Raw genomic sequence first — 18,744 nt, forward strand, 5'->3', positions numbered from 1 at the left:
CGGGAAGGTCGTCCGAAGGCGGGAAGGCGCGTCTCCCTGTGACTTACTCGGCCGCGTTACGCGTGAGGGCATCTTCACGGATGCCGCTGAGCAGCTTGCCCGGGGCGATGCCGTCCGGGTCATAGCGCAGCTCGATCAGGGCCGGCAGACGCTCGCGGTCGGCGAATTCCAGGGCGCGCTTGAAGCTTTCCTCGAAGTCCTCGTCCTTCTCCACCACCTGACCCAGGCCGCCGTAGGCGGTGACCAGCGCCGCGAAGTCCGGGTTGGTGAAGGTCAGCGCGATCTCGCGGCCCGGGAAGTCGTTTTCCTGGTGGGCGCGGATGGTGCCCCACATGCCGTTGTTGAACACCAGTACCACGACGCCGAGGCGGTACTGCAGTGCCACGCCCAGTTCCTGCAGGTTCATCTGGAAGCAGCCATCACCGGCGTAGCAGACGGCGGGGCGTTCCGGATATTCCAGCTTGCTGGAGATGGCGGCGGGCAGGCCGTACCCCATGGAACCGACGGTCGGGGCCAGCGAGCTGCCCAGGCCACGGAAGCGCACGTAGCGGTGTGCGTAGAGCGCATAGTTGCCGGCGCCGACGCTGATGCAGCCCTTGCCATCGAGGATGCGGTCGACGGTAAGGCTGACCTTGTCCAGGCTCAGCGGGCCCGGCGACGGCTGCTCTTCCAGCGTGGCCAGATAGGCGGCGCGCGCCTCGCGGGTAATGCCGGACCAGCGCGGCGCGCTATCCGGGGACAGAGTGGAAAGCGCCAGCGCGAAGCCGTTGACGTCGGTATTGATGGCCAGCGTCGGCTGATAGACACGGCCCAGCTCTTCCGGGTCTGCGTAGATATGCACCAGCTTCTGGGTCGGCACCGGCGACTGGATCCAGCTGTAGCCTTCGCTGGTGGCTTCGCCGATGCGGGTGCCGACGGCGATCACCAGGTCACTCTCGACCAGCTGCTGACGCAGCGCGTCATGCATGCCCATGCCGACGTGTCCGGCGAATTGCGGCAGTTCGGCATCGACGCACTCCAGACGGCGCCAGGCGACACCGGTGGGGATATCGAAGCGCTCGGCGAAGCCTTCCAGCGCGACCTGGGCATCGCGGGTCCAGCCGCTGCCACCGACCAGCAGGAAGGGACGCTCGGCAGTCGCGAGCAGGCTCTTGAGCTCATCCAGCTGCGGCTGACCCGGGTAGGTGGCCAGACGCGGGTGCGGCTTGACGTCCGCGACCTGGGCCTCGCCCCACAGGGTGTCTTCGGGCAGTGCCAGCACCACCGGGCCCGGACGGCCACTGCGCGCCACCTGATAGGCACGCGCGATGTATTCCGGAATGCGCGAGGTGTCGTCGATCTGCGCGACCCACTTGGTCATCTCGCCGAACATGCGGCGGTAATCGATTTCCTGGAAGGCTTCGCGCTCGATGAAGTCGCCCCCGACCTGACCGATGAACAGGATCATCGGCGTGGAATCCTGATAGGCGGTGTGCACGGCGATGGAGGCGTTGGTGGCGCCCGGGCCACGGGTGACGAAGCACACGCCCGGCTCGTTGGTCAGCTTGCCGTAGGCTTCGGCCATGTAGCCTGCGCCACTTTCCTGGCGGCAGACGATGGGCTCGATGGCGCCCTTGTGCTCATTGAGCGCATCGATGCACGGCAGGTAGCTTTCACCCGGTACCAGGAAGACACGCTTGGTGCCGTGCAGACGGATCTGGTCGACGAGGATCTGCCCGCCATTGCGCAGCGGCAGAGTGGAAGCGGAGGAAGTGTTCGCGGCCTGAGTCATGGGAGTGCTCTCGTTGTTGTTGAGAAATCAGTGTTGAGAATTCGGATGTTGAGAAATCGGTGTTGAGACGTCGGTAGTTTTTGACGCGGTAATGAATTCGGTGCGGCGCTCGGCAGGGCAGCGGCTCAGCTCTGAGGCGCGGTGCTGTCGACGGGCATCGGGTCAGCGCCGCGAGCGGGCATGAGGTCATAAAGCGCCTCGAGCTGTTCGGGGTAGATGACGCAACGCGCCTGCAGCCCCTGCTGATTGGCCCAGTGCTGGTCGGTGCCCAGCCCGTGCTTCCAGCGCCACGGGCCATCGATGGCCAGCCGGCGATGGGTCTTGCAGGCCCGCGCCAGCCCCTGACGCCACGGCTTGAGCGTCTCGGTGATGGCGGCGGCGGGCTGGTCGGGCATCAGGCCCAGATCCGTGGCCAGATCCCCGGTACCGATCAGCGCCCCCAGCAGGCGTGGCGTGTCATCGCCCGCGGCGAGCAGTTCCTCGGCGGCCAGCAGTCCGGCCTGGCTTTCCAGCGTCGCGACGCTCTTCAGACTGCCCCGTGGCAGGCCATGCAGGTCTTCCTGCTCGGCGAGGGCGTCATCCAGCGCGGCCAGCTGGGCGCGTTGCTCGACGGCGGGCAGGAAGATGGCGGCGGGCGTGCCCGCCATGTCGCCCTGGGCGCCTTGCAGCAGGGCGGCCAGTTCGTCGTGACCGCCGTGCTCCAGCAGGTTGAGGCGCACGGCCGGCCACACCTTCAGGGCACGGGCGCGTCTGGCGAAGTCGGCGAAGCGACTGATGGCGAGCTTGCGTCCGGCGGCAGGGGTGAACTCTTCGAGATCGACCACGATGGCATCGGCGCCGCTGGTGAGGGCGGCCTGCAGACGGGCGGCGTCGTCACCCGGCACGAACAGCCAGCGCTGGGGAAGCTTGTGGTCCATGGCGGTGGTCATCACTCAGCCCTCCATCAGGTTGGGCAGGAACAGCACGAGTTCCGGAATGAAGGTGATCAGCATCAGCACGGTCAGCATCGCGCCCAGCATCAGGCCCAGCGGGCGCAGCGAATCACTGACGTTGATACCGGCGATGCGACAGGCGGCCATCAGGTCGATCCCCAGCGGCGGCGTATTGGCGCCGATGGCCAGATTGACGGTCAGCAGTACCCCGAAGTGCACCGGGCTGATGCCGTATTGCGCCAGCAGCGGCATCACGATGGGCGTCACGATGATGATGATCGCCACGCTTTCCATGAAGGACCCCAGCACCAGCAGCACGGCGGTCAGCAGCAGCAGGACGCTGATGCGGCTGTCGGTGAATTCGCCGATCAGCTGGGCGATGGCCTGCGGCACCTGCTCGTAGGTCAGGCCCCAGGCGAACATGCCGGCCGCACCGATGATCAGCAGGATGGCGCCGGTGGTCTCGGCGGTTGCGCGGACGCTGTCCAGGAAGCCGCGCCAGGTCAGGCTGCGATAGACACAGGTGCCAATGATGATGGCATAGAGAATCGCGGAGGCGGCGGCTTCAGTGGGCGTGAAGACCCCGAAGCGGATACCGCCGATGATCATCACCGGCACCATCAGCGCCGGCATGGCGCTGAGCAGGGCGCGGCGACGCTCGCCGGGCACACGGGCCGCGACACCGCCCGACCAGCCATGCTTGCGTGACATGTAGAGGGCGACGCCGACCAGCGCGACGGTCAGCATCAGGCCGGGGATGATGCCGCCCATGAACAGCTGGCCCACTGAGGTATTGGAGGTGGTGCCGTAGACGATCATCACGATGCTGGGCGGAATCACGGTGCCGATGGAGCTGGCGGTACCGACCAGCGCACTGCTGAAGCCCTTGTCATAGCCGTTGCGGGCCATGGTGGGCAGCAGCATGCTGCCGATGGCGATCACGTCCGCCACGCCGGAGCCGGACAGCGCGCCGAACATCATGCAGGCGAGCACCGCGACCACCGCCAGACCGCCGCGGATGTCACCGACCATCGCCATGCACAGGCGTACCAGGCGTTCGGTCAGGCCGGCGCGGTTCATCAACTGGGCGGCGAGCACGAACAGCGGGATCGCCAGCAGGGTGAAGCTTTCCATCCCGGCCACGAATTGCTGCGCCGAGACCATCATGGGCGCGGCACCGAAGGCCAGCAGGTAGAAGAGGGCCGACATCAACAGCGCGAAGGCGATGGGGATGTCGATGAGGATGCCGAGCGCGAATACGCCGAGCAGAGCCAGGGCGCCGAGAGTCATGAGGCATCTCCTTGGCGTGGGGATGACGTGGCGTCATCGGCCAGGGTGTCACGGGAGGTTGCGGTCGGCGTCAGCAGGTGCTCCAGCTGTACCAGTGCCATCGCGGTGCAGCACAGCGGCACGGACAGATAGACGATACCGGCCGGAATCTGCAGCGCGGTGGTGGTCTGACGCATCGTGATGGCACTCAGGTCCATGCCTGCCTTGGCCAGCAACAGCAGCATGATCAGGATCATGGCGTCAGTGATGCGTCCGGTGATGCGCTGGATACGCACCGAGTGCACCAGCAGCGGCAGCAGGCCCGCACTCAGGTGAGTGCGGTTGCGGGTGCAGGACACCGCGGCCAGCAGGGTGGTCCATACCAGCACCAGCTGCGGCAATTCTTCTGCCCAGTGCGGCGGCTGACCCATGACCCAACGCATGAAGACGGTCCAGATCACCAGTGCCGACAGCGCGGCGACTCCGCTGGCAGCCAGGGCCAGACAGCCCCGGCAGCTCCAACGTGAGAGGGTGATCATCAAGGTACGCACGGCACACAACACGGCCAGCGGCTTGACGGAGGGAGAGGCGGAAGACATCGTTACTCGCCCTTGCGGTATTGCTCGACCAGGCCCATCAGCTCAGGCCCGAAGACGTCGGTGTACTCGGCCCACACACCCTGCACCTTGGCATTGAAGGGCGCGGTGTCGACCTCGTTGACCTGCATGCCTGCCTCTTCCAGCTTCGCGACCAGCTCGGCGTCATCCTTCTGGGTCATCGCGCGCTGCTTGTCACGCCATTCGTCGGCGCTCTTCTGCACTGCGGCCTGATCCTGCTCGGAGAGCTGATTCCAGGTGAAGTTGGAGATGGTCAGACACGCCGGTGCCCAGACGTGACCGGTGAGGGAGACATAGTCCTGCACTTCGCTGAAGGAAGAGGAATAGATGATGGCCAGCGGGTTTTCCTGGGCATCGAACACGCCCTGCTGCAGCGCGGAGTAGAGCTCGCCGAAGGACAGCGGCGCAGGGCTGGAACCCAGTGCGGTGAAGGTGTCCAGACGCATCTTGTCCGGCGTGACGCGAATCTTCAGGCCCGCGAGGTCTTCCGGGGTGGTGATGGGGCCACGGTTGTTGGTGACGTGACGGAAGCCGTTTTCCCACCACGACAGGATCTTCATGTTGTGCTCGTCGGCGACATCCTCGAGCGCATCGCCCAGCTTGCCATCGTAGGCGGCGTAGGCGTGTTCGCGGTCCGGCCAGGAGTAGGGCAGCTCGACGATGCCGAAGCGGGCATCCAGCGGCTGGAAGGAGCCACAGCCGATCACGCCAGCCGGCACGCTGCCGATCTGCATGCCTTCCACGACCGTCTTCTCGTTGCCGAGCTGTCCGCTGGGGAAGACCTGGAAATTGACGCGGCCATCAGTGGCCTCGGCGACATCCTTGGCAAAACCTTCCGCAGCGATGTTCCAGCTATGGGTGGGCGCCAGCACGTGGCCGAGCTTGATATCCTGAGCCTGAGCGGCGCTCAGCGGCAGGATAGCGGTAGCGGCAATTGCAGCGGTCAGCAGGGTACGCTTCATCGGGACACCTCTTGGAGTTGTTATCGTTGTGACAGGCGCCTCTGTGTGCGCCTTGATCCAAGAGTGTGTTCTGTTCGTGTATTTCGGTAGTTTCGATTTTTTATTCTTGGTATTAACCAGATTTATGCTGGGTCTCGATGGTTCGCCAATCCTGTAGTCCAGTCCTTTTATATACCGTTATCTTTCTTTGCTGCCCATTGTGATTCTGGCAGGCCTGGGCGAAGCGGCAGTCATCGGGACACGCAACACAAGGCGCCCGCGAAGAGGAGTGTCTTCGCGGGCGCTGAGATATCACTGAGACAGCCTGGTTGGCGCCTCAATGTCGTTTGGGAGCCGCTCTCGCGTCACGCCACCGCCTTGTCCAGCGCCTGGCTGACATCGGCGATGATGTCGTCGATGTGCTCGATCCCCACCGAGATGCGCACCAGATCCGCCGAGACGCCGGCCTTGGCCAGTTCTTCCTCGTTGAGCTGGCGGTGAGTGGTGGAGGCCGGGTGGCAGGCCAGCGACTTGGCATCGCCGATATTGACCAGGCGCAGAATCATCTGCAGCGCATCGATGAACTTGCCGCCGGCGATGCGCCCGGCTTCGGCCTTGTCGTCACCTGTCGCGTCCGTCTTGATGCCGAAGCTCACGATGCCGGAGGCCTTGCCGCCGGTGATCTTCTGGCAGGTGGCGTGATAGGGGCTGTCGGGCAGTGCGCCGTAGTTGACCCAGCTGACGCTCGGGTGCTGCTGCAGATACTCGGCCAGCGTAAGCGCATTGCTGCAGTGGCGCTCCATGCGCAGGCTGAGGGTTTCCAGGCCTTGCAGCAGCAGGAAGGCACTCTGCGGTGACAGCGCCGCGCCGGTATTGCGCAGCGGCACCACACGGCAACGCCCGATGTAGGCAGCCGGGCCGAAGGCTTCGGTGTAGACGACGCCGTGGTAGGAGGGGTCCGGCTCGTTGAGAATCGGGAAGCGCTCCTTGTTGGCGACCCAGTCGAACTTGCCTGAATCGATGATGATGCCACCCACGGTGGTGCCGTGGCCGCCGATGTACTTGGTCAGCGAGTGGATCACGATATCGGCGCCGTGATCGAAGGCGCGGCACAGCACTGGCGTGGCGACGGTGTTGTCGACGATCAGCGGCACGCCATGCGTGTGGGCGATCTCGGCCAGGCGCGCGAGATCGACGATGTTGCCGGCAGGGTTGCCGATGGACTCGCAGAAGACAGCGCGGGTCTTGTCATCGATCAGTGCCTCGAGGCCGGCGAAGTCATCGAAGGCCGCCATGCGCACCTCGACCCCCTGACGCGGCAGGCTATGGGCGAACAGGTTGTAGGTGCCGCCATACAGCTGGCTGGTGCTGACGATGTTGTCGCCGACCTGCACCAGCGCCTGGATGGCATAGGTGATCGCCGCCATGCCGGAAGCCACCGCCAGCGCCGCGATTCCGCCTTCGACGGCGGCCATACGCTGTTCGAGCACGTCGTTGGTCGGGTTCATGATGCGGGTGTAGATGTTGCCCGGCACCTTGAGATCGAAGAGGTCCGCGCCGTGCTGGGTATCATCGAAGGTGTAGGAGGTGGTCTGGTAGATCGGTACCGCCGCCGCCTTGGTGGTGGCTTCCGAGGTATAGCCGTGATGCAGGGCGAGAGATTCCAGCTTCATGTTGTCAACCGACATGACAGTGTCCTTGTGCGAGAGCGTGGCGAGATCTTGTTGTGTTGTGCTGTTCTTCGTGATGTTCAGTTCGTGCTGTTGTCGTTCGTCCGTATGCGGCTGCGGTCTGCCTCCACCGCCAGCAGGGCACATGCCGCAACGACGCTCAACATTAGCAACGGGTCATCGCCAAGTCCAAGCGTCGCTACGCGGGCACCAGCGGGCGCTGACTGGGCGGCACGCCGAACTGGCGGCGAAAGGCGGTGGCGAAGTTGGCCGCGCTGCGATAGCCCGCCAGTTCGGCTGCGGCTTCAATCGAAAGCTTGCGGTCCTGCAGCAGGTGCGCCACTCGGGTCAGTTGCCGCCGTCGCAGGTCCTGCGCCAGGGTCTGGCCGTAGGCGTCGCGATAGCGGCGCTGCAACTGGCGTACGCTCATGCCCAGCCGTGATGCCATCTCCGCCTGGCTCAGATAGGCGGCTTCCCCGCTGTGTATCCAGTCTTCCAGTCTTGCCGCCCAGTGCTCGCCAAGCCCTTCGGGAGTCGGATGAGAAAGAGAGGCGCTGGCCGCCAGACATTCGCTGATCACTTCCAGCGCCAATGACTCGATGCCGAGGCGCAGCGCCAGCGTCCCCGGCCGTTGGCGGCTGAATTCCTCCAGTCGCTCGATCAGACGCGCGGACGGCTGCCAGGCGTAATGGGCCAGATGCCGCGCCTCGGGCATCAGCTGGCTGGCGCGTGATACCCCCATGTGCAATTTCAGCCACGCCGGTGTCAGCGACAGGATGGCGCTGTGCTCCTGCGCGCCTTTCACACTCTTGAGCGCGAATTCCGTCACCTCATCGAGGGCGATGCATAGTGCGCGCCCCGGTGCCAGCGCATGGCTGTCCGGGCCGAAACTGACCTTCGGCTCCCCGCGCCACACCACGGCGATCTTGAGGGACGGCTCGATACGGGAGCGAATCATCAGATCGGCACGTTTGCGCACGCGGTTGAGGCGCATGAACAACCCCGGTTGAGCCTCATGCAGATGCATGTTGCCGATCAGCGCGCCATCGCCGGACTGGCCCTCGGCAGGCTCGCACTGGTGGTCGCTGGTCAGGGCGCGCGCCATGCGGTGGACGTGTTCCAGCTCGATGATCCTGGGCCTTGCGCTCTCGCTTGAGGGCAAGGAGGAGGCTGTAGAGAACGCAGTGGAGGAGAAAGCAGAGGAGAAGGAAGAGGAGGGCATAGAGGAGGAAATAGAGGGCGAAGCAGAAAGCGCATCAGCGGTCGTCGTGGCACCGCCAGCGCGGCCGGAAAGGGAGGTAAGGCTCATCTTGTCGCACCTGCAAACATCATGGAGGGTTCCGCAAAGGTTTTTGTCGTCGTGGAGTGCCAAAATGCCTCGTCAATGCATCAAATGCAAATAATTATCATTAGTGTCGATAGGCAATGAGCACCAGACAATGAGCACGAGGCAAGGGGACACGATGAACAAGAAGCACACTCAAGGACGCGGACTGTGTGGGGCAGGGACCCGTCGTTTGATGCTCGGGGCGGGCGTGGTGCTGGTCAGTCTGCCGGCGCAGGCGGACGACTCGACGTTGGTGCTGGATACGCAGCGAGTCACTGGTCTGCGTCTGTATGACATGGCCTCCAGTGAGGAGAGTGGTGGCTACAGCGTGGATGCCGCCACGGTGGGCTCCAAGGTGCCGGCCTCGCTGCGTGACATTCCGCAGTCGGTGAGCGTCGTGACCCACGACGCCATCGAGGACCAGAACTTCATCACCCTGGATCAGCTGGCGGCACGGACACCGGGTGTGCGGGTGTTGAACAATGACAGCGGGCGCTCGTCGATCTTCGCGCGTGGCTATGAGTACGATGCCTACAGCATCGATGGCCTGTCCGCACCGATGTCGAGCCTGACGGGCTCGGTGCCTTCGCTGACCGCCATCGATCGGGTCGAGGTCATGCGCGGGCCATCCGGCCTCTTCAACAGCACCAGTGAGCTGGGCGGCGTCATCAATCTGGTGCGCAAGCGTCCGACCGATACCTTCCAGGGCTCCATCAGCGGGAGTGTCGGTACACTGGATGACAGAAGCGTCAGCGTCGATATCTCAGGGCCCATCGATGCGCAGGGCCGTATCCGCGGGCGTCTGGTAACCCGCTCCACGGAGCAGGCGCAGTGGGTCGATGACAACGACAACACGCTGAATGATTTCTATGGCGCGCTGGATATCGATCTTGACGAGAACACCGAGCTGTCACTGGGCGTGATCCACAACACCAAGGACATCACCGTCAATCAGGGTCAGCCCGTCGACAGTGATGGCAACTTGAGCTATGGCCGGAGTTCGGCCTTCTATGGCGCGGACTGGAACAGCTTCGAGAGCGACTCCACCGATGTCATCGCCGAGCTGACGCACCACTTCAGTTCGCGCGGTTATGGACGGCTGGCGGCGCGTTACAGTGATCGCAATGCCGATTACGAGTACGCCTACAGTGGCTCCGCGCTCAGTGACAGCGGCGACATGAGCAGTGTCGCGGGCTATGCCGGTTTCACCGATGAGACCTCGGTGAGCGTGGATGCCAGCTACACCCAGGGCTTCGATGCCTTCGGCAACCAGAACGAATTCGTGGTCGGGGTCGACTACAAGACCTCAGAAGCGGACACCACCGCGGCGCGCACCAGCGACCTGACCGGTTCCAGCGCCAGCATCAGCGAGCTGAACAACCTGGCCTATGTCGACATTCTCGGCAACGCGCGTGACGGCGTCAGTGGCTACAGCCTGTCGCGCACCAAGACCACCCTCGAAGAACAGGGCCTGTACGGCAAGGTGACGCTGCGTCCCGTGGCGCCGCTGGCCGTGATACTGGGCGCGCGGATCAGCCATTTCTCGGCGGATTCCGAAGACAGGATCAATGGCGGCAGCAGCGACATGCAGGACACGGCTGTCACGCCCTACGGCGGACTCGTGTACGACCTGGACGCCGATCACTCCATCTATGCCAGCTACTCCAAGGTCTTCGAGCCTCAGACCAGTGAAGGCGAGGACGGGGACCTGATCGACCCTCGGGAAGGCGAGCAATACGAGATCGGCATCAAGGGCAGCTATCTGGATGGCGCCCTCAATGCGCGCATCAGTGGCTTCCAGCTGACCGACAGCCACCGCGCGGCATCCTCCACCGACAGCAGCGTCGATTACTCGGTGGATTCCGGCAAGATGCGCATCACCGGTGCGGAGCTGGAGCTGGCCGGCAACATCACGCCGCAGTGGGATGTCATCTTCGGCTACACCTACATGGACTCCGAAGTGCTGGAGGCCGGCAGCTCCGATGCCCTGTTGATGCTGATGCCCAACAACATGGTCAATCTGTGGACCCAGTATCGCTTCGAAGGCAACCCGCTGGACGGCGTTTCCGTCGGTGCCGGCATGACGGCGCTGAGTGACTTCGACAACACCCAGGGCACCATCCATGCACCGGGCTACGCGGTATTCGATGCCATGCTCGGTTATCAGTTCACGCCACGACTCAGCGGCCAGCTGAACGTCTACAATCTGTTCGACCGCGAATATTACGTGCGCGCCGGTTCTGCCAGTGTCTTCAACTTCGTGGGACGCCCGGCCAGCGCCGTTGCCACCATGAAGTATGAGTTCTGATGATGAGTCTCGGATTGCGAGCGCGCTTGAGGCTTTTCGCACGACTACAGGCATGGGGACTCATCATGCTGACATACGGTGCTGTCAGCGTGCCGGCCCTTGCCATGACTCACGCCGCTGATGAGGCGCTGCCAGGCACCACGACCTCCTTCACCCAGCATTCGCGCCTCACGGGGCACGATTATCTGATCCAGGTGGCATTGCCCAGGGTCGCGCCGCCTACGGGAGGTTATCCCGTGCTGCTGGTACTGGACGGCAACCGCCATCTCGATCTGTTCACGGCGGCGCGGGATGTGCTGGGACGTCGCGGCTTTGACAAGGCACCGGCGAATCTCGCCATCGTCGCGGTCGGCTATGCGGGCAGTGACGATCAGGCAGCGGCGGCGCGTACTACCGTCACGACACTGCGCTACAAGGACTTCACGCCACCGCTCACCAGCGGCACCGCACCTGAAGGCACGGGTGGCGGGGCGCAGTTTCTGGACTATCTGACGCAATCCCTGATGCCTGAACTGGCCTCACGCTATCCGCTCGATCTCAAGCAACCGGCGCTGGTCGGTCACTCGCTTGGCGGCCTGTTTGCACTCCATGCCCAGCAACAACAGCCCGAGGCGTTCGGCGCGATCTTCGCGATCAGCCCTTCGCTTTGGTGGCTGCAGGAGAATGACCAGGCCAACTGGCCGCTGCGTCTTGCCTGCTCCGAGGCGGCGGGCCCGGTATTGATTGCCGCTGGCGGACGCGAGCAATCCCCGCAGCCACAGCGCAATGACCCCAAGCGGGACAGGCTGCGTGTCCAGCGCGCGATGATCGACAACGCCCATGCCCATGCCCGCCAGTTGGGCGAGCGCTGCCCGCAGATCGAGGTGCAATGGCGGCGTTATGCAGGCGAAGACCACGGCAGCGTGATGTGGCCCGCCGCGCGCTCGGTGATGGAAATGTTGTTGGGGGCGCGCTGATCAGGCTTGCCTGCGCGAAAGTGCGAAAGCGCGTGCGTGCAGTTGAAAGGGGGCAGCTAGACAGTAAAGACACGACGGCGGCATCAGCGTGGGACGTTTTGTCCTTGCTGATGCCGCCGTCGTCTTGTTTCAGCGCCGCTTGTTCAGAGCGATTTGTATCAGAGCAACGCTTACATCACCGCACGTACCGCCAGGAACAGCACCGTCGGGGCGAGCAGGATGCCCAGGCCGGTGTAGAAGGTGGCCGTCATCGCGCCGTAGGGCACCAGGCGGGCATCGGTGGCGGCGAGACCGGCCGCGACGCCGCTGGTGGTGCCGATCAGGCCGCCGAAGATCATCGCGGAGCGTGGATTGTCGAGCCCGATCAGGCGCGCCGTCATCGGCGTGGCGACCATGGTCAGGATCGACTTCACCAGTCCGGCGGCGATCGACAGCGCGACCACTTCGGAGCTTGCCCCCAGGGTGGCACCGGTGACCGGGCCGACGATGTAGGTGACCGCGCCCGCGCCGATGGTGGTGATATCGACAGGGTCGGTATAGCCGAAGGCGATGGCGACACCGCCACCGGCGATGAAGGAGATCAGCACGCCGACGAACAGCGCCACGACCCCACGAAAGCCGGTCTGGCGGATTTCCTTCAGGTTGACCCCGTAGGCGGTGGCGATGATCGCGAGATCACGCAGCATGCCGCCGCCCATCAGGCCAAGCCCCGAGAACAGCGTGACATCCGAGAGCCCCTTGCTGCCGCCGGTGGTCGCGCCGCCCACATAGGCCAGCACCAGGCCGAGAATGATGGCGATGGCGGAGCCGTGCAGCTTGCCGTGGGTCAGGTTGTTGCTGATCCAGTAGGCGACATACATCGCCAGGCCGATCACGGCGAAGGCAGCGACCAGATGATACTTGTCGAACAGTTGGACGAGTGACTCGATCATGGTTCAGCCCTCAGTGTTTGTGCGCAGGAGTGGAGGAGGTGTGGCGGCTGCGGTCCAGCACCGGCGCCCCCGTCGTCACTGAGGTTCTGGTCGGCGTATAGCGGGTCTCGCCGGCGAGCGGGTCATCTTCCAGCGCATTCTCGGGGCGCTTGCCGGTCAGCAGCGGCACGAGGGCCAGCCCCAGCACCACGGCCAGCACGCCCGCCACCAGCGCGACCATGCCGCCACTGAAGGCCGCGACCACGTTCTGGCTGGCGGCCATCGCGACCACGATGGGAATGTACATCGCGTTCCAGAAATTGATGCCGCTGGCGGTGCTGTCGGCCATCTTGCCGCGGTCCTTCAGCACGCCGGTGATGAAGATGAGCAGCAGCATCGCGATGCCGACGCCGCCGAGATTGGAATCGATATTGAGCATTTCTCCGAGCAGATCACCGATCACGAGACCGGCCATCATGCACCCTGCGAGCAGGGCAACTCCGTAGATCACCATGGCGTAATACCTTCTTGTTGTTGTGGTGAAGTGGTGGTGAATCAGTGTGACGTCTTGTCGTCTATCTGATTTATCTCTCGTCTATCCAGGTTGGCTAGCCTGGCTTTACGTGTCTTGTGTCTGACTATTGCGCGTCCTTTGCCTGTCCTTTGCCTGTCCTTTGCAGGGCTTGAGGGTGAGTGAACCCACCGGCATGACGTGATGGCGTCACGCCATGCCGGTGGCACGAATGTATCGGGGGCAGGCCTGGCTGTGATGGCTCAGCCGTGTGAGCGGGCCGGTTCAGGTGCGAACAGCTCGGCATACTCCTCGCGCAGCTGTTTCTTCTGCACCTTGCCCATCACGTTGCGTGGCAGGCTGTCGATGAAGAACACGCGCTTGGGCTGCTTGTAGCGGGCCAGCTTGTCGCTGAGGGCGACCAGCACCGCCGCTTCATCGAGACTGTCCTGGTGGCCGGGCTGCATCACCACCACCGCGCAGACGCCTTCGCCGAAGTCCGGGTGGGGCACGCCGAACACCGCCGATTCGTTGACGCCGGGCATGTCATCGATCAGCAGCTCCACCTCCTTCGGGTAGATGTTGTAGCCGCCGGAGATGATCAGGTCCTTGTCGCGGCCGCTGATGCACAGATAGCCATCAGCATCGATATGGCCGAGATCGCCGGTGATGAAGAAGCCATCCTCACGGAATTCGCTGGCGGTCTTCTCCGGCATCTTCCAGTAGCCCTTGAAGACGTTCGACCCACGCACCTCGATCAGCCCGGTCTCGCCGCGCGGCAGGATGGCGCCTGTCTCGCGGTCGGTGACGCGCACCTCGCTGCCGGGCAGGGCCATGCCCACCGTGCCCGGACGGCGCTCGCCGTCGTAGGGGTTGGAGGTGTTCATGTTGGTCTCGGTCATGCCGTAGCGTTCGAGAATCGCGTGGCCGGTGCGTGCGCTGAATTCGCTGTGGGTCTCGCTGAGCAGCGGCGCGGAACCGGAGACGAACAGGCGCATGCTGGCGGTCGTCTCGCGGTTGAGGCGCTCGGATTCCAGCAGGCGCGTGTAGAAGGTCGGCACGCCCATCAGCACGCTGGAGCGTGGCATCAGATCGAGAATCTGCTCAGCATCGAACTTGGGCAGGAAGGTCATCGAGGCGCCGACGGTCAGCACGATGTTGCAGGCCACGAACAGCCCGTGGGTATGGAAGATGGGCAGGGCGTGGATCAGGTGATCGTCCGCGCTGAAGCGCCAGGTCTCGGCCAGTGCCTGACAGTTGGAGGCCAGGTTGGCGTGGGTCAGCATCGCGCCCTTGCTGCGCCCGGTGGTGCCGGAGGTATACAGAATGGCCGCGAGATCATCGGCGGCGCGTGGCTCGACCTCGTGGCTCGCGCTGCATTGGCGCGCCTGCTCCATCAGGCTGCCGTCTTGCTCGGTACCGAGGCTCTCGATGCGCGGCACGCCGCATTGCTTGCCGAGTTCGCGTGCCGTCTCCAGCACCTTGGGCTGGCAGACATACAGGTGCGGGCCGGCGTCACCCAGGAAGTAGCGGATCTCCTCGCCGGTGTAGGCGGTGTTGAGCGGCAGATAGACCGCCCCGACCTGCAGGCAGGCCAGATACAGGATGACGGTCTCGCAGCTCTTGTCGATCTGCACCGCGACGCGGTCGCCCGGTGCCACGCCCAGCTCGCGCAGGGCACTGGCCATCTGGCCGGCGGCAGTACGTGTCTGGGCGAAGGTGTAGCCGTGACCTTCGACGGTATCGAGGAAGGTGGCATCCGGGCGCTCGTCGAAGTTGCGCGCGAATTGCAGATAAAGGTTGTCGTGGTTGGCGTGAGACATCATTGGCTCCAAAGGCGTTGTTCTTGTAGTGAGGTATTGTCTTGTCATGAGGCGTTATTGACGCAAAGAGACGTTGGGGTCAGGCGTGCTCCGGCAGGCGGCGTGCCTGCCGAGCGACTCATTCTTCGAGCGGCTTATTCTTCCAGAGACTCAGGCGCTTGCTTGCTGTCGTTGGCATCAGCAGCCGGTTTCGGTGCTGGCGGCTGTTTGGCCGCTTTTGGTGTTTGGGGTGAATTGGAGAGGGGCGAACTGGACAGGGAATCGGTTTCCTTCTTGGTTTCGCGCCTTGGGGCCTTGGCCAGTTCCTTGTTGGCTTTCGATTCCTTCTTGACCTCGCTGCTGCACACCACGCTGTCGTTGCGGCTGAAGGCCTCGTGGTTCTGCTCGATACGGTGCGGCTCGTAGAGGTAATTCACCATCAGGCCGTGGGCCTGCTGGCGGCCATTGGGCGAGGTGTCGCCGGGCCAGTTGAGGCGATGCAAGCTGGCACCGTTGCCGAGGTGGAAGCGTGCGACCGGGTCCATCGGCTGACCGCTGCGATGCTTGACGTTGACCAGATAGTGGGCGGCGAGGGCACGCAGTTCCGGCGCCATCTTCTGCTGGGCCTCCTCGTCATTCATCCAGTCATCGTGTTGCAGGTGATGGGCCAGCAGGTCGGAGACTTCCAGGCCTTCCTCGTCACGCGCGCGTTCAAGCCACTGGCTGAAGCCGGGCACCGGCGAGAGGGTGACGAAACGGCTGAGATTGGGCAGTTCGCGTTGCAGTTCCTGCACCACCTGCTTGATGAGGAAGTTGCCGAACGAGATGCCTTTCAGGCCCTTCTGGCAATTGCTGATGCTGTAGAAGACGGCGGTATCCGCCTCGCGCTCGGTGGTCTGGCCGCTGTTGGCGAGCAGATGCTGGATGTTGTTGGGCACGCCCTTGCACAGCGCCACCTCGACGAAGATCAGCGGCTCATCGCCGATGGCCGGGTGGAAGAAGGCGTAGCAGCGGCGGTCCTCGGGGTCGAGGCGCCCGCGCAGGTCGCTCCAGTCCTGGATGGCGTGCACCGCCTCATAGCGGATGATCTTCTCCAGCACCGCCGCGGGGGTGTTCCAGTCGATGGCCTCCAGCATCAGGAAGCCGCGATTGAACCAGGAGGCGAACAGGTGCGCGAAGTCGGCATCCAGCGGTTTGAGCTCCGGATGCTGCTTGATGAGCTTGAGCAGGTCGGCGCGCATGCGCACGATTTCATAGGTGCCGCCGGGGCATAGATTCAGACGGCGCAGCAGCGATTGGCGCCTGGGTTCGCTGGCGGCGAACAGCGTGCTCAGATTGGCGTTGTCCGGGGAGTCACGATAGGCCGCGTAGGCGGCGTGGATCCGCGCTTCATCGGCGGCGTAGTGCTCGGCCAGCACATGGAAGAAGGCGAGGCGCTGCTCGTGGTCCAGCTGCTGATAATCCTCCAGCGCCCGCTGGGCCATCATGATGCGCGAGGCTTCACCGCTGCTCTCGGTGAGGTTGTGGCAGCTCTCGGTCAGGCGGGCGAGGGCGGTGTCTTCATTGCCGGCGCCTGGTGAGAGGCCGACCTGCTGGCGGGCACGCTGGCCGACATGGGTCAGCAGATCCTGCAGAAAACTCAGATTGATGTTCATGGCGGTCTTCCTCAAGGCGCGAGACGCGAAGCTGTGGTGGCTGGTGCATATCCATTGCTCAGTATGGCGTCTGAGGAATGAATATTTGGCTTCGTCTTGTTGTATACAACAGATAGGCGTCTGGTGTGTTAGCGTCAAGTCCTGGCATGCCAGACACGACTAAAGTCAGTTTCCTGCGCGGCCACTTCCCCTGTTCAATGAAGGCAAGGGGACGAGGCAGCGACTGGCCTCATGGCCGGTTGGCATGCCTGTGAGGGGGATTGAGGCAAGGTCGGCAGGAATTGGCGCCATCGTCACCGCAACATGGCCGCAAGGCATCAGCACCAGTGCTCAGCATCAGCACTCAGCATCAGTGCTCAGCATCAGTGCTCAGCATCAGTAAAAGGACGCCGCAGATGATCAAGATGTCCCACACCCAGCGCCTTCGCGATCTGCTCGAAGATGCCATCGTCGAAGGGCGCTTCCCGCCGGGGACCAAGCTCGATCCCGAGGCCCTGGGGCGCGAGTACCAATGTTCACGCACGCCGATCCGCGAGGCGCTGCAGCAGTTGGCCGCCTCCGGCATGGTGAAGGTGGTGCCCAAGCGCGGCACCTTCGTGACGCAGCTGGGGGTCTCGGAGCTGGTGGAACGCTTTGAAGTCATGGCAGAACTGGAAGCCATGTGCGGTCGACTCGCCGCGCGACGCATCACCACGCAGGAGCTTTCTGAACTCAAGGACGCCCACGCCGCCTGTCGTGAACGCCTGGAAGCCGACGACGCCAATGGTTACTACTACGAGAACGGCCTCTTTCATCACTGTCTCTACCGCGCCAGCCACAACGCCTTCCTCACTGAAGAAGCCACGCGCCTGCACGCCATCCTCAAGCCTTACCGCCGCCTGCAACTCCACGTCCGCCACCGCATGCACAGCTCCTACGCCGAACACGAAGCCATCGTCGCCGCCATCGAAGCCGGCGACGCCGCTGCTGCAGAACAGGCGCTGAAGGATCATGTGCATATTCAGGGGGAGAGGTTTACGGATCTAGTGGCGAATATTGAGCGGTTGCATGTATAATTTATTGTATTAAATATTTTGTGTGTATTCTAAAAGGAAAGTTTATGGATGAATTCTCTGAAAATAAATTTAATGAAAATTTGAGCAAGATTGATGTAGCGAGTGAGTTGTACGGTGAAATACGCAGAAGGGAGCAGGAGGTAGAGGAAGCGAAAAAAGAATTATCAGTACAGAAAGACGAGATGTATGATTACCGCGATAAAATCGAACAAGAATATATGCTTAAGAATAAATCTTTAGCTGAACAAAAGTCTCTGTTTAATAATGAGATAGCCAGTAGGGAAGCGCACTTTTACGCTGAGCAAAAGAAACTAGAGACTAAGTTTTCTGAGAAATTTTCAGAAGTTGAACAGGCTAGAGATATACTAGAAAAGGAATATCAGATAAAGCATTCTCGTTTGAATGAATTGATTAAGGAAACAGAAAAAGAAAAGGAGCGCTATAGAGAAGAAAGTCGCAAGAATATTGAATCTAAGTCTGAAAAATTTGTTCAGTCAGCCTTGGATTTGTTGGGTGATAAAGAAAATAGATTCCATGATATTTCAAAGTATTGGGCAATAATCGGTGTTGCTTCAATTATATTAAGTATTGTATTTGCCATATGGGTTACTATAGATAGTGCTAATGCTTATCATAGTTCAAATAATTCATCTATAGCTTACTATATTTATTCTCTTTTAAGAGGTCTGATAGTAGTAAGTTTATTTGGCCTATTGGCAAGATATGCATTCTTGATTAGTAATTCATATATGCATGAGTCTCTCAAAAGTGGAGAAAGGCTACATGCTATCAAGTTTGGTGAGTTTTATCTAGATGCTTATGGTGCCGATGCTGAATGGGACCAGCTTAAGGAAGCGTTTGAAAACTGGAATATAAGTGGTGTTAGTGCTTTCTCACGAAAAGAAAATTCTCAGAGTACTGATTACTCAGACTTGGTCGTATCTACTATAAAAAAGGGTATGAATAGTATAAGCTCGAAAAGCGACTAAAGATATATTTGCATGATTTAAGTTTAAAGT

General features: G+C 62.1%; 15 protein-coding genes. 4 read left to right on the forward strand and 11 right to left on the reverse strand.

The features are described from left to right. Nucleotides 1-43: 43 nt before the first annotated feature. The 7 genes from ACJJV2_RS07475 to ACJJV2_RS07505 form a co-directional block, all read right to left on the reverse strand. On the reverse strand, nucleotides 44-1,771 hold the full coding sequence (locus ACJJV2_RS07475; RefSeq protein ID WP_248378028.1) for a thiamine pyrophosphate-binding protein: 1,728 nt from the start codon (nucleotides 1,769-1,771) through the stop codon (nucleotides 44-46). 125 nt (nucleotides 1,772-1,896) lie between these two features. Then, nucleotides 1,897-2,700 carry an aldolase/citrate lyase family protein gene (locus tag ACJJV2_RS07480; protein ID WP_405279570.1) on the reverse strand — a complete coding sequence of 268 codons (804 nt, stop codon included), beginning with the start codon at nucleotides 2,698-2,700 and terminating at the stop codon, nucleotides 1,897-1,899. Nucleotides 2,701-2,703: 3 nt separating this feature from the next. Then, a complete protein-coding gene (locus ACJJV2_RS07485; RefSeq protein WP_054556959.1) occupies nucleotides 2,704-3,993 on the reverse strand; it encodes a TRAP transporter large permease in 1,290 nt (429 codons plus the stop codon). Beyond that, nucleotides 3,990-4,571: a TRAP transporter small permease gene (locus ACJJV2_RS07490; RefSeq protein ID WP_405279573.1), complete on the reverse strand. Its 582-nt coding sequence runs from the start codon at nucleotides 4,569-4,571 to the stop codon at nucleotides 3,990-3,992. Before ACJJV2_RS07490 ends, ACJJV2_RS07485 begins: the two co-directional genes overlap by 4 nt. Nucleotides 4,572-4,573: 2 nt before the next feature. Then, nucleotides 4,574-5,551, reverse strand: coding sequence for a DctP family TRAP transporter solute-binding subunit (locus tag ACJJV2_RS07495; RefSeq protein ID WP_054556958.1), 978 nt, complete (start codon nucleotides 5,549-5,551; stop codon nucleotides 4,574-4,576). Nucleotides 5,552-5,895: 344 nt separating this feature from the next. Continuing rightward, entirely contained in the window at nucleotides 5,896-7,203 is a 1,308-nt protein-coding gene (locus tag ACJJV2_RS07500) for an O-acetylhomoserine aminocarboxypropyltransferase/cysteine synthase family protein (RefSeq protein ID WP_405280718.1), read from the reverse strand. A 196-nt stretch (nucleotides 7,204-7,399) separates the two neighbouring features. Beyond that, nucleotides 7,400-8,509, reverse strand: a complete 1,110-nt coding sequence (locus ACJJV2_RS07505; protein ID WP_405279577.1) for a helix-turn-helix transcriptional regulator — start codon at nucleotides 8,507-8,509, stop codon at nucleotides 7,400-7,402. A gap of 154 nt (nucleotides 8,510-8,663) precedes the next feature. On the opposite strand from ACJJV2_RS07505, the gene ACJJV2_RS07510 reads away from it, so the two are divergent. Both ACJJV2_RS07510 and ACJJV2_RS07515 read left to right on the forward strand, forming a co-directional pair. Beyond that, on the forward strand, nucleotides 8,664-10,835 hold the full coding sequence (locus tag ACJJV2_RS07510; RefSeq protein ID WP_405279580.1) for a TonB-dependent siderophore receptor: 2,172 nt from the start codon (nucleotides 8,664-8,666) through the stop codon (nucleotides 10,833-10,835). 65 nt (nucleotides 10,836-10,900) lie between these two features. After that, nucleotides 10,901-11,791, forward strand: coding sequence for an alpha/beta hydrolase (locus ACJJV2_RS07515; protein WP_405279583.1), 891 nt, complete (start codon nucleotides 10,901-10,903; stop codon nucleotides 11,789-11,791). Nucleotides 11,792-11,961: 170 nt separating this feature from the next. Here the strand turns inward: ACJJV2_RS07515 and madM are convergent, their stop codons facing one another. The 4 genes from madM to ACJJV2_RS07535 all read right to left on the reverse strand — a co-directional run bounded on the left by madM (nucleotide 11,962) and on the right by ACJJV2_RS07535 (nucleotide 16,670). Beyond that, the gene (gene madM / locus ACJJV2_RS07520; RefSeq protein WP_054556957.1) at nucleotides 11,962-12,723 is read right to left on the reverse strand and encodes a malonate transporter subunit MadM; all 762 of its coding nucleotides are present in this window, start codon (nucleotides 12,721-12,723) and stop codon (nucleotides 11,962-11,964) included. A gap of 10 nt (nucleotides 12,724-12,733) precedes the next feature. Then, nucleotides 12,734-13,216: a malonate transporter subunit MadL gene (gene madL / locus ACJJV2_RS07525; protein WP_131432133.1), complete on the reverse strand. Its 483-nt coding sequence runs from the start codon at nucleotides 13,214-13,216 to the stop codon at nucleotides 12,734-12,736. Between the two features lie 260 nt (nucleotides 13,217-13,476). Then, a complete protein-coding gene (locus ACJJV2_RS07530) occupies nucleotides 13,477-15,036 on the reverse strand; it encodes a malonyl-CoA synthase (RefSeq protein ID WP_216060710.1) in 1,560 nt (519 codons plus the stop codon). A 134-nt stretch (nucleotides 15,037-15,170) separates the two neighbouring features. Next, nucleotides 15,171-16,670 (reverse strand): malonyl-CoA decarboxylase, encoded by a 1,500-nt coding sequence (locus ACJJV2_RS07535; protein WP_405279588.1) that lies wholly within the window; start codon nucleotides 16,668-16,670, stop codon nucleotides 15,171-15,173. Nucleotides 16,671-17,065: 395 nt separating this feature from the next. On the opposite strand from ACJJV2_RS07535, the gene ACJJV2_RS07540 reads away from it, so the two are divergent. Both ACJJV2_RS07540 and ACJJV2_RS07545 read left to right on the forward strand, forming a co-directional pair. Next, nucleotides 17,066-17,725: a GntR family transcriptional regulator gene (locus ACJJV2_RS07540; protein ID WP_405279591.1), complete on the forward strand. Its 660-nt coding sequence runs from the start codon at nucleotides 17,066-17,068 to the stop codon at nucleotides 17,723-17,725. Between the two features lie 44 nt (nucleotides 17,726-17,769). Further along, nucleotides 17,770-18,714, forward strand: coding sequence for a hypothetical protein (locus tag ACJJV2_RS07545; protein WP_405279594.1), 945 nt, complete (start codon nucleotides 17,770-17,772; stop codon nucleotides 18,712-18,714). Nucleotides 18,715-18,744: the final 30 nt, after the last annotated feature.

The organism is Cobetia sp. Ld8 (assembly GCF_045066615.1).
GTDB classification, from domain to species: Bacteria; Pseudomonadota; Gammaproteobacteria; order Pseudomonadales; family Halomonadaceae; genus Cobetia; species Cobetia amphilecti.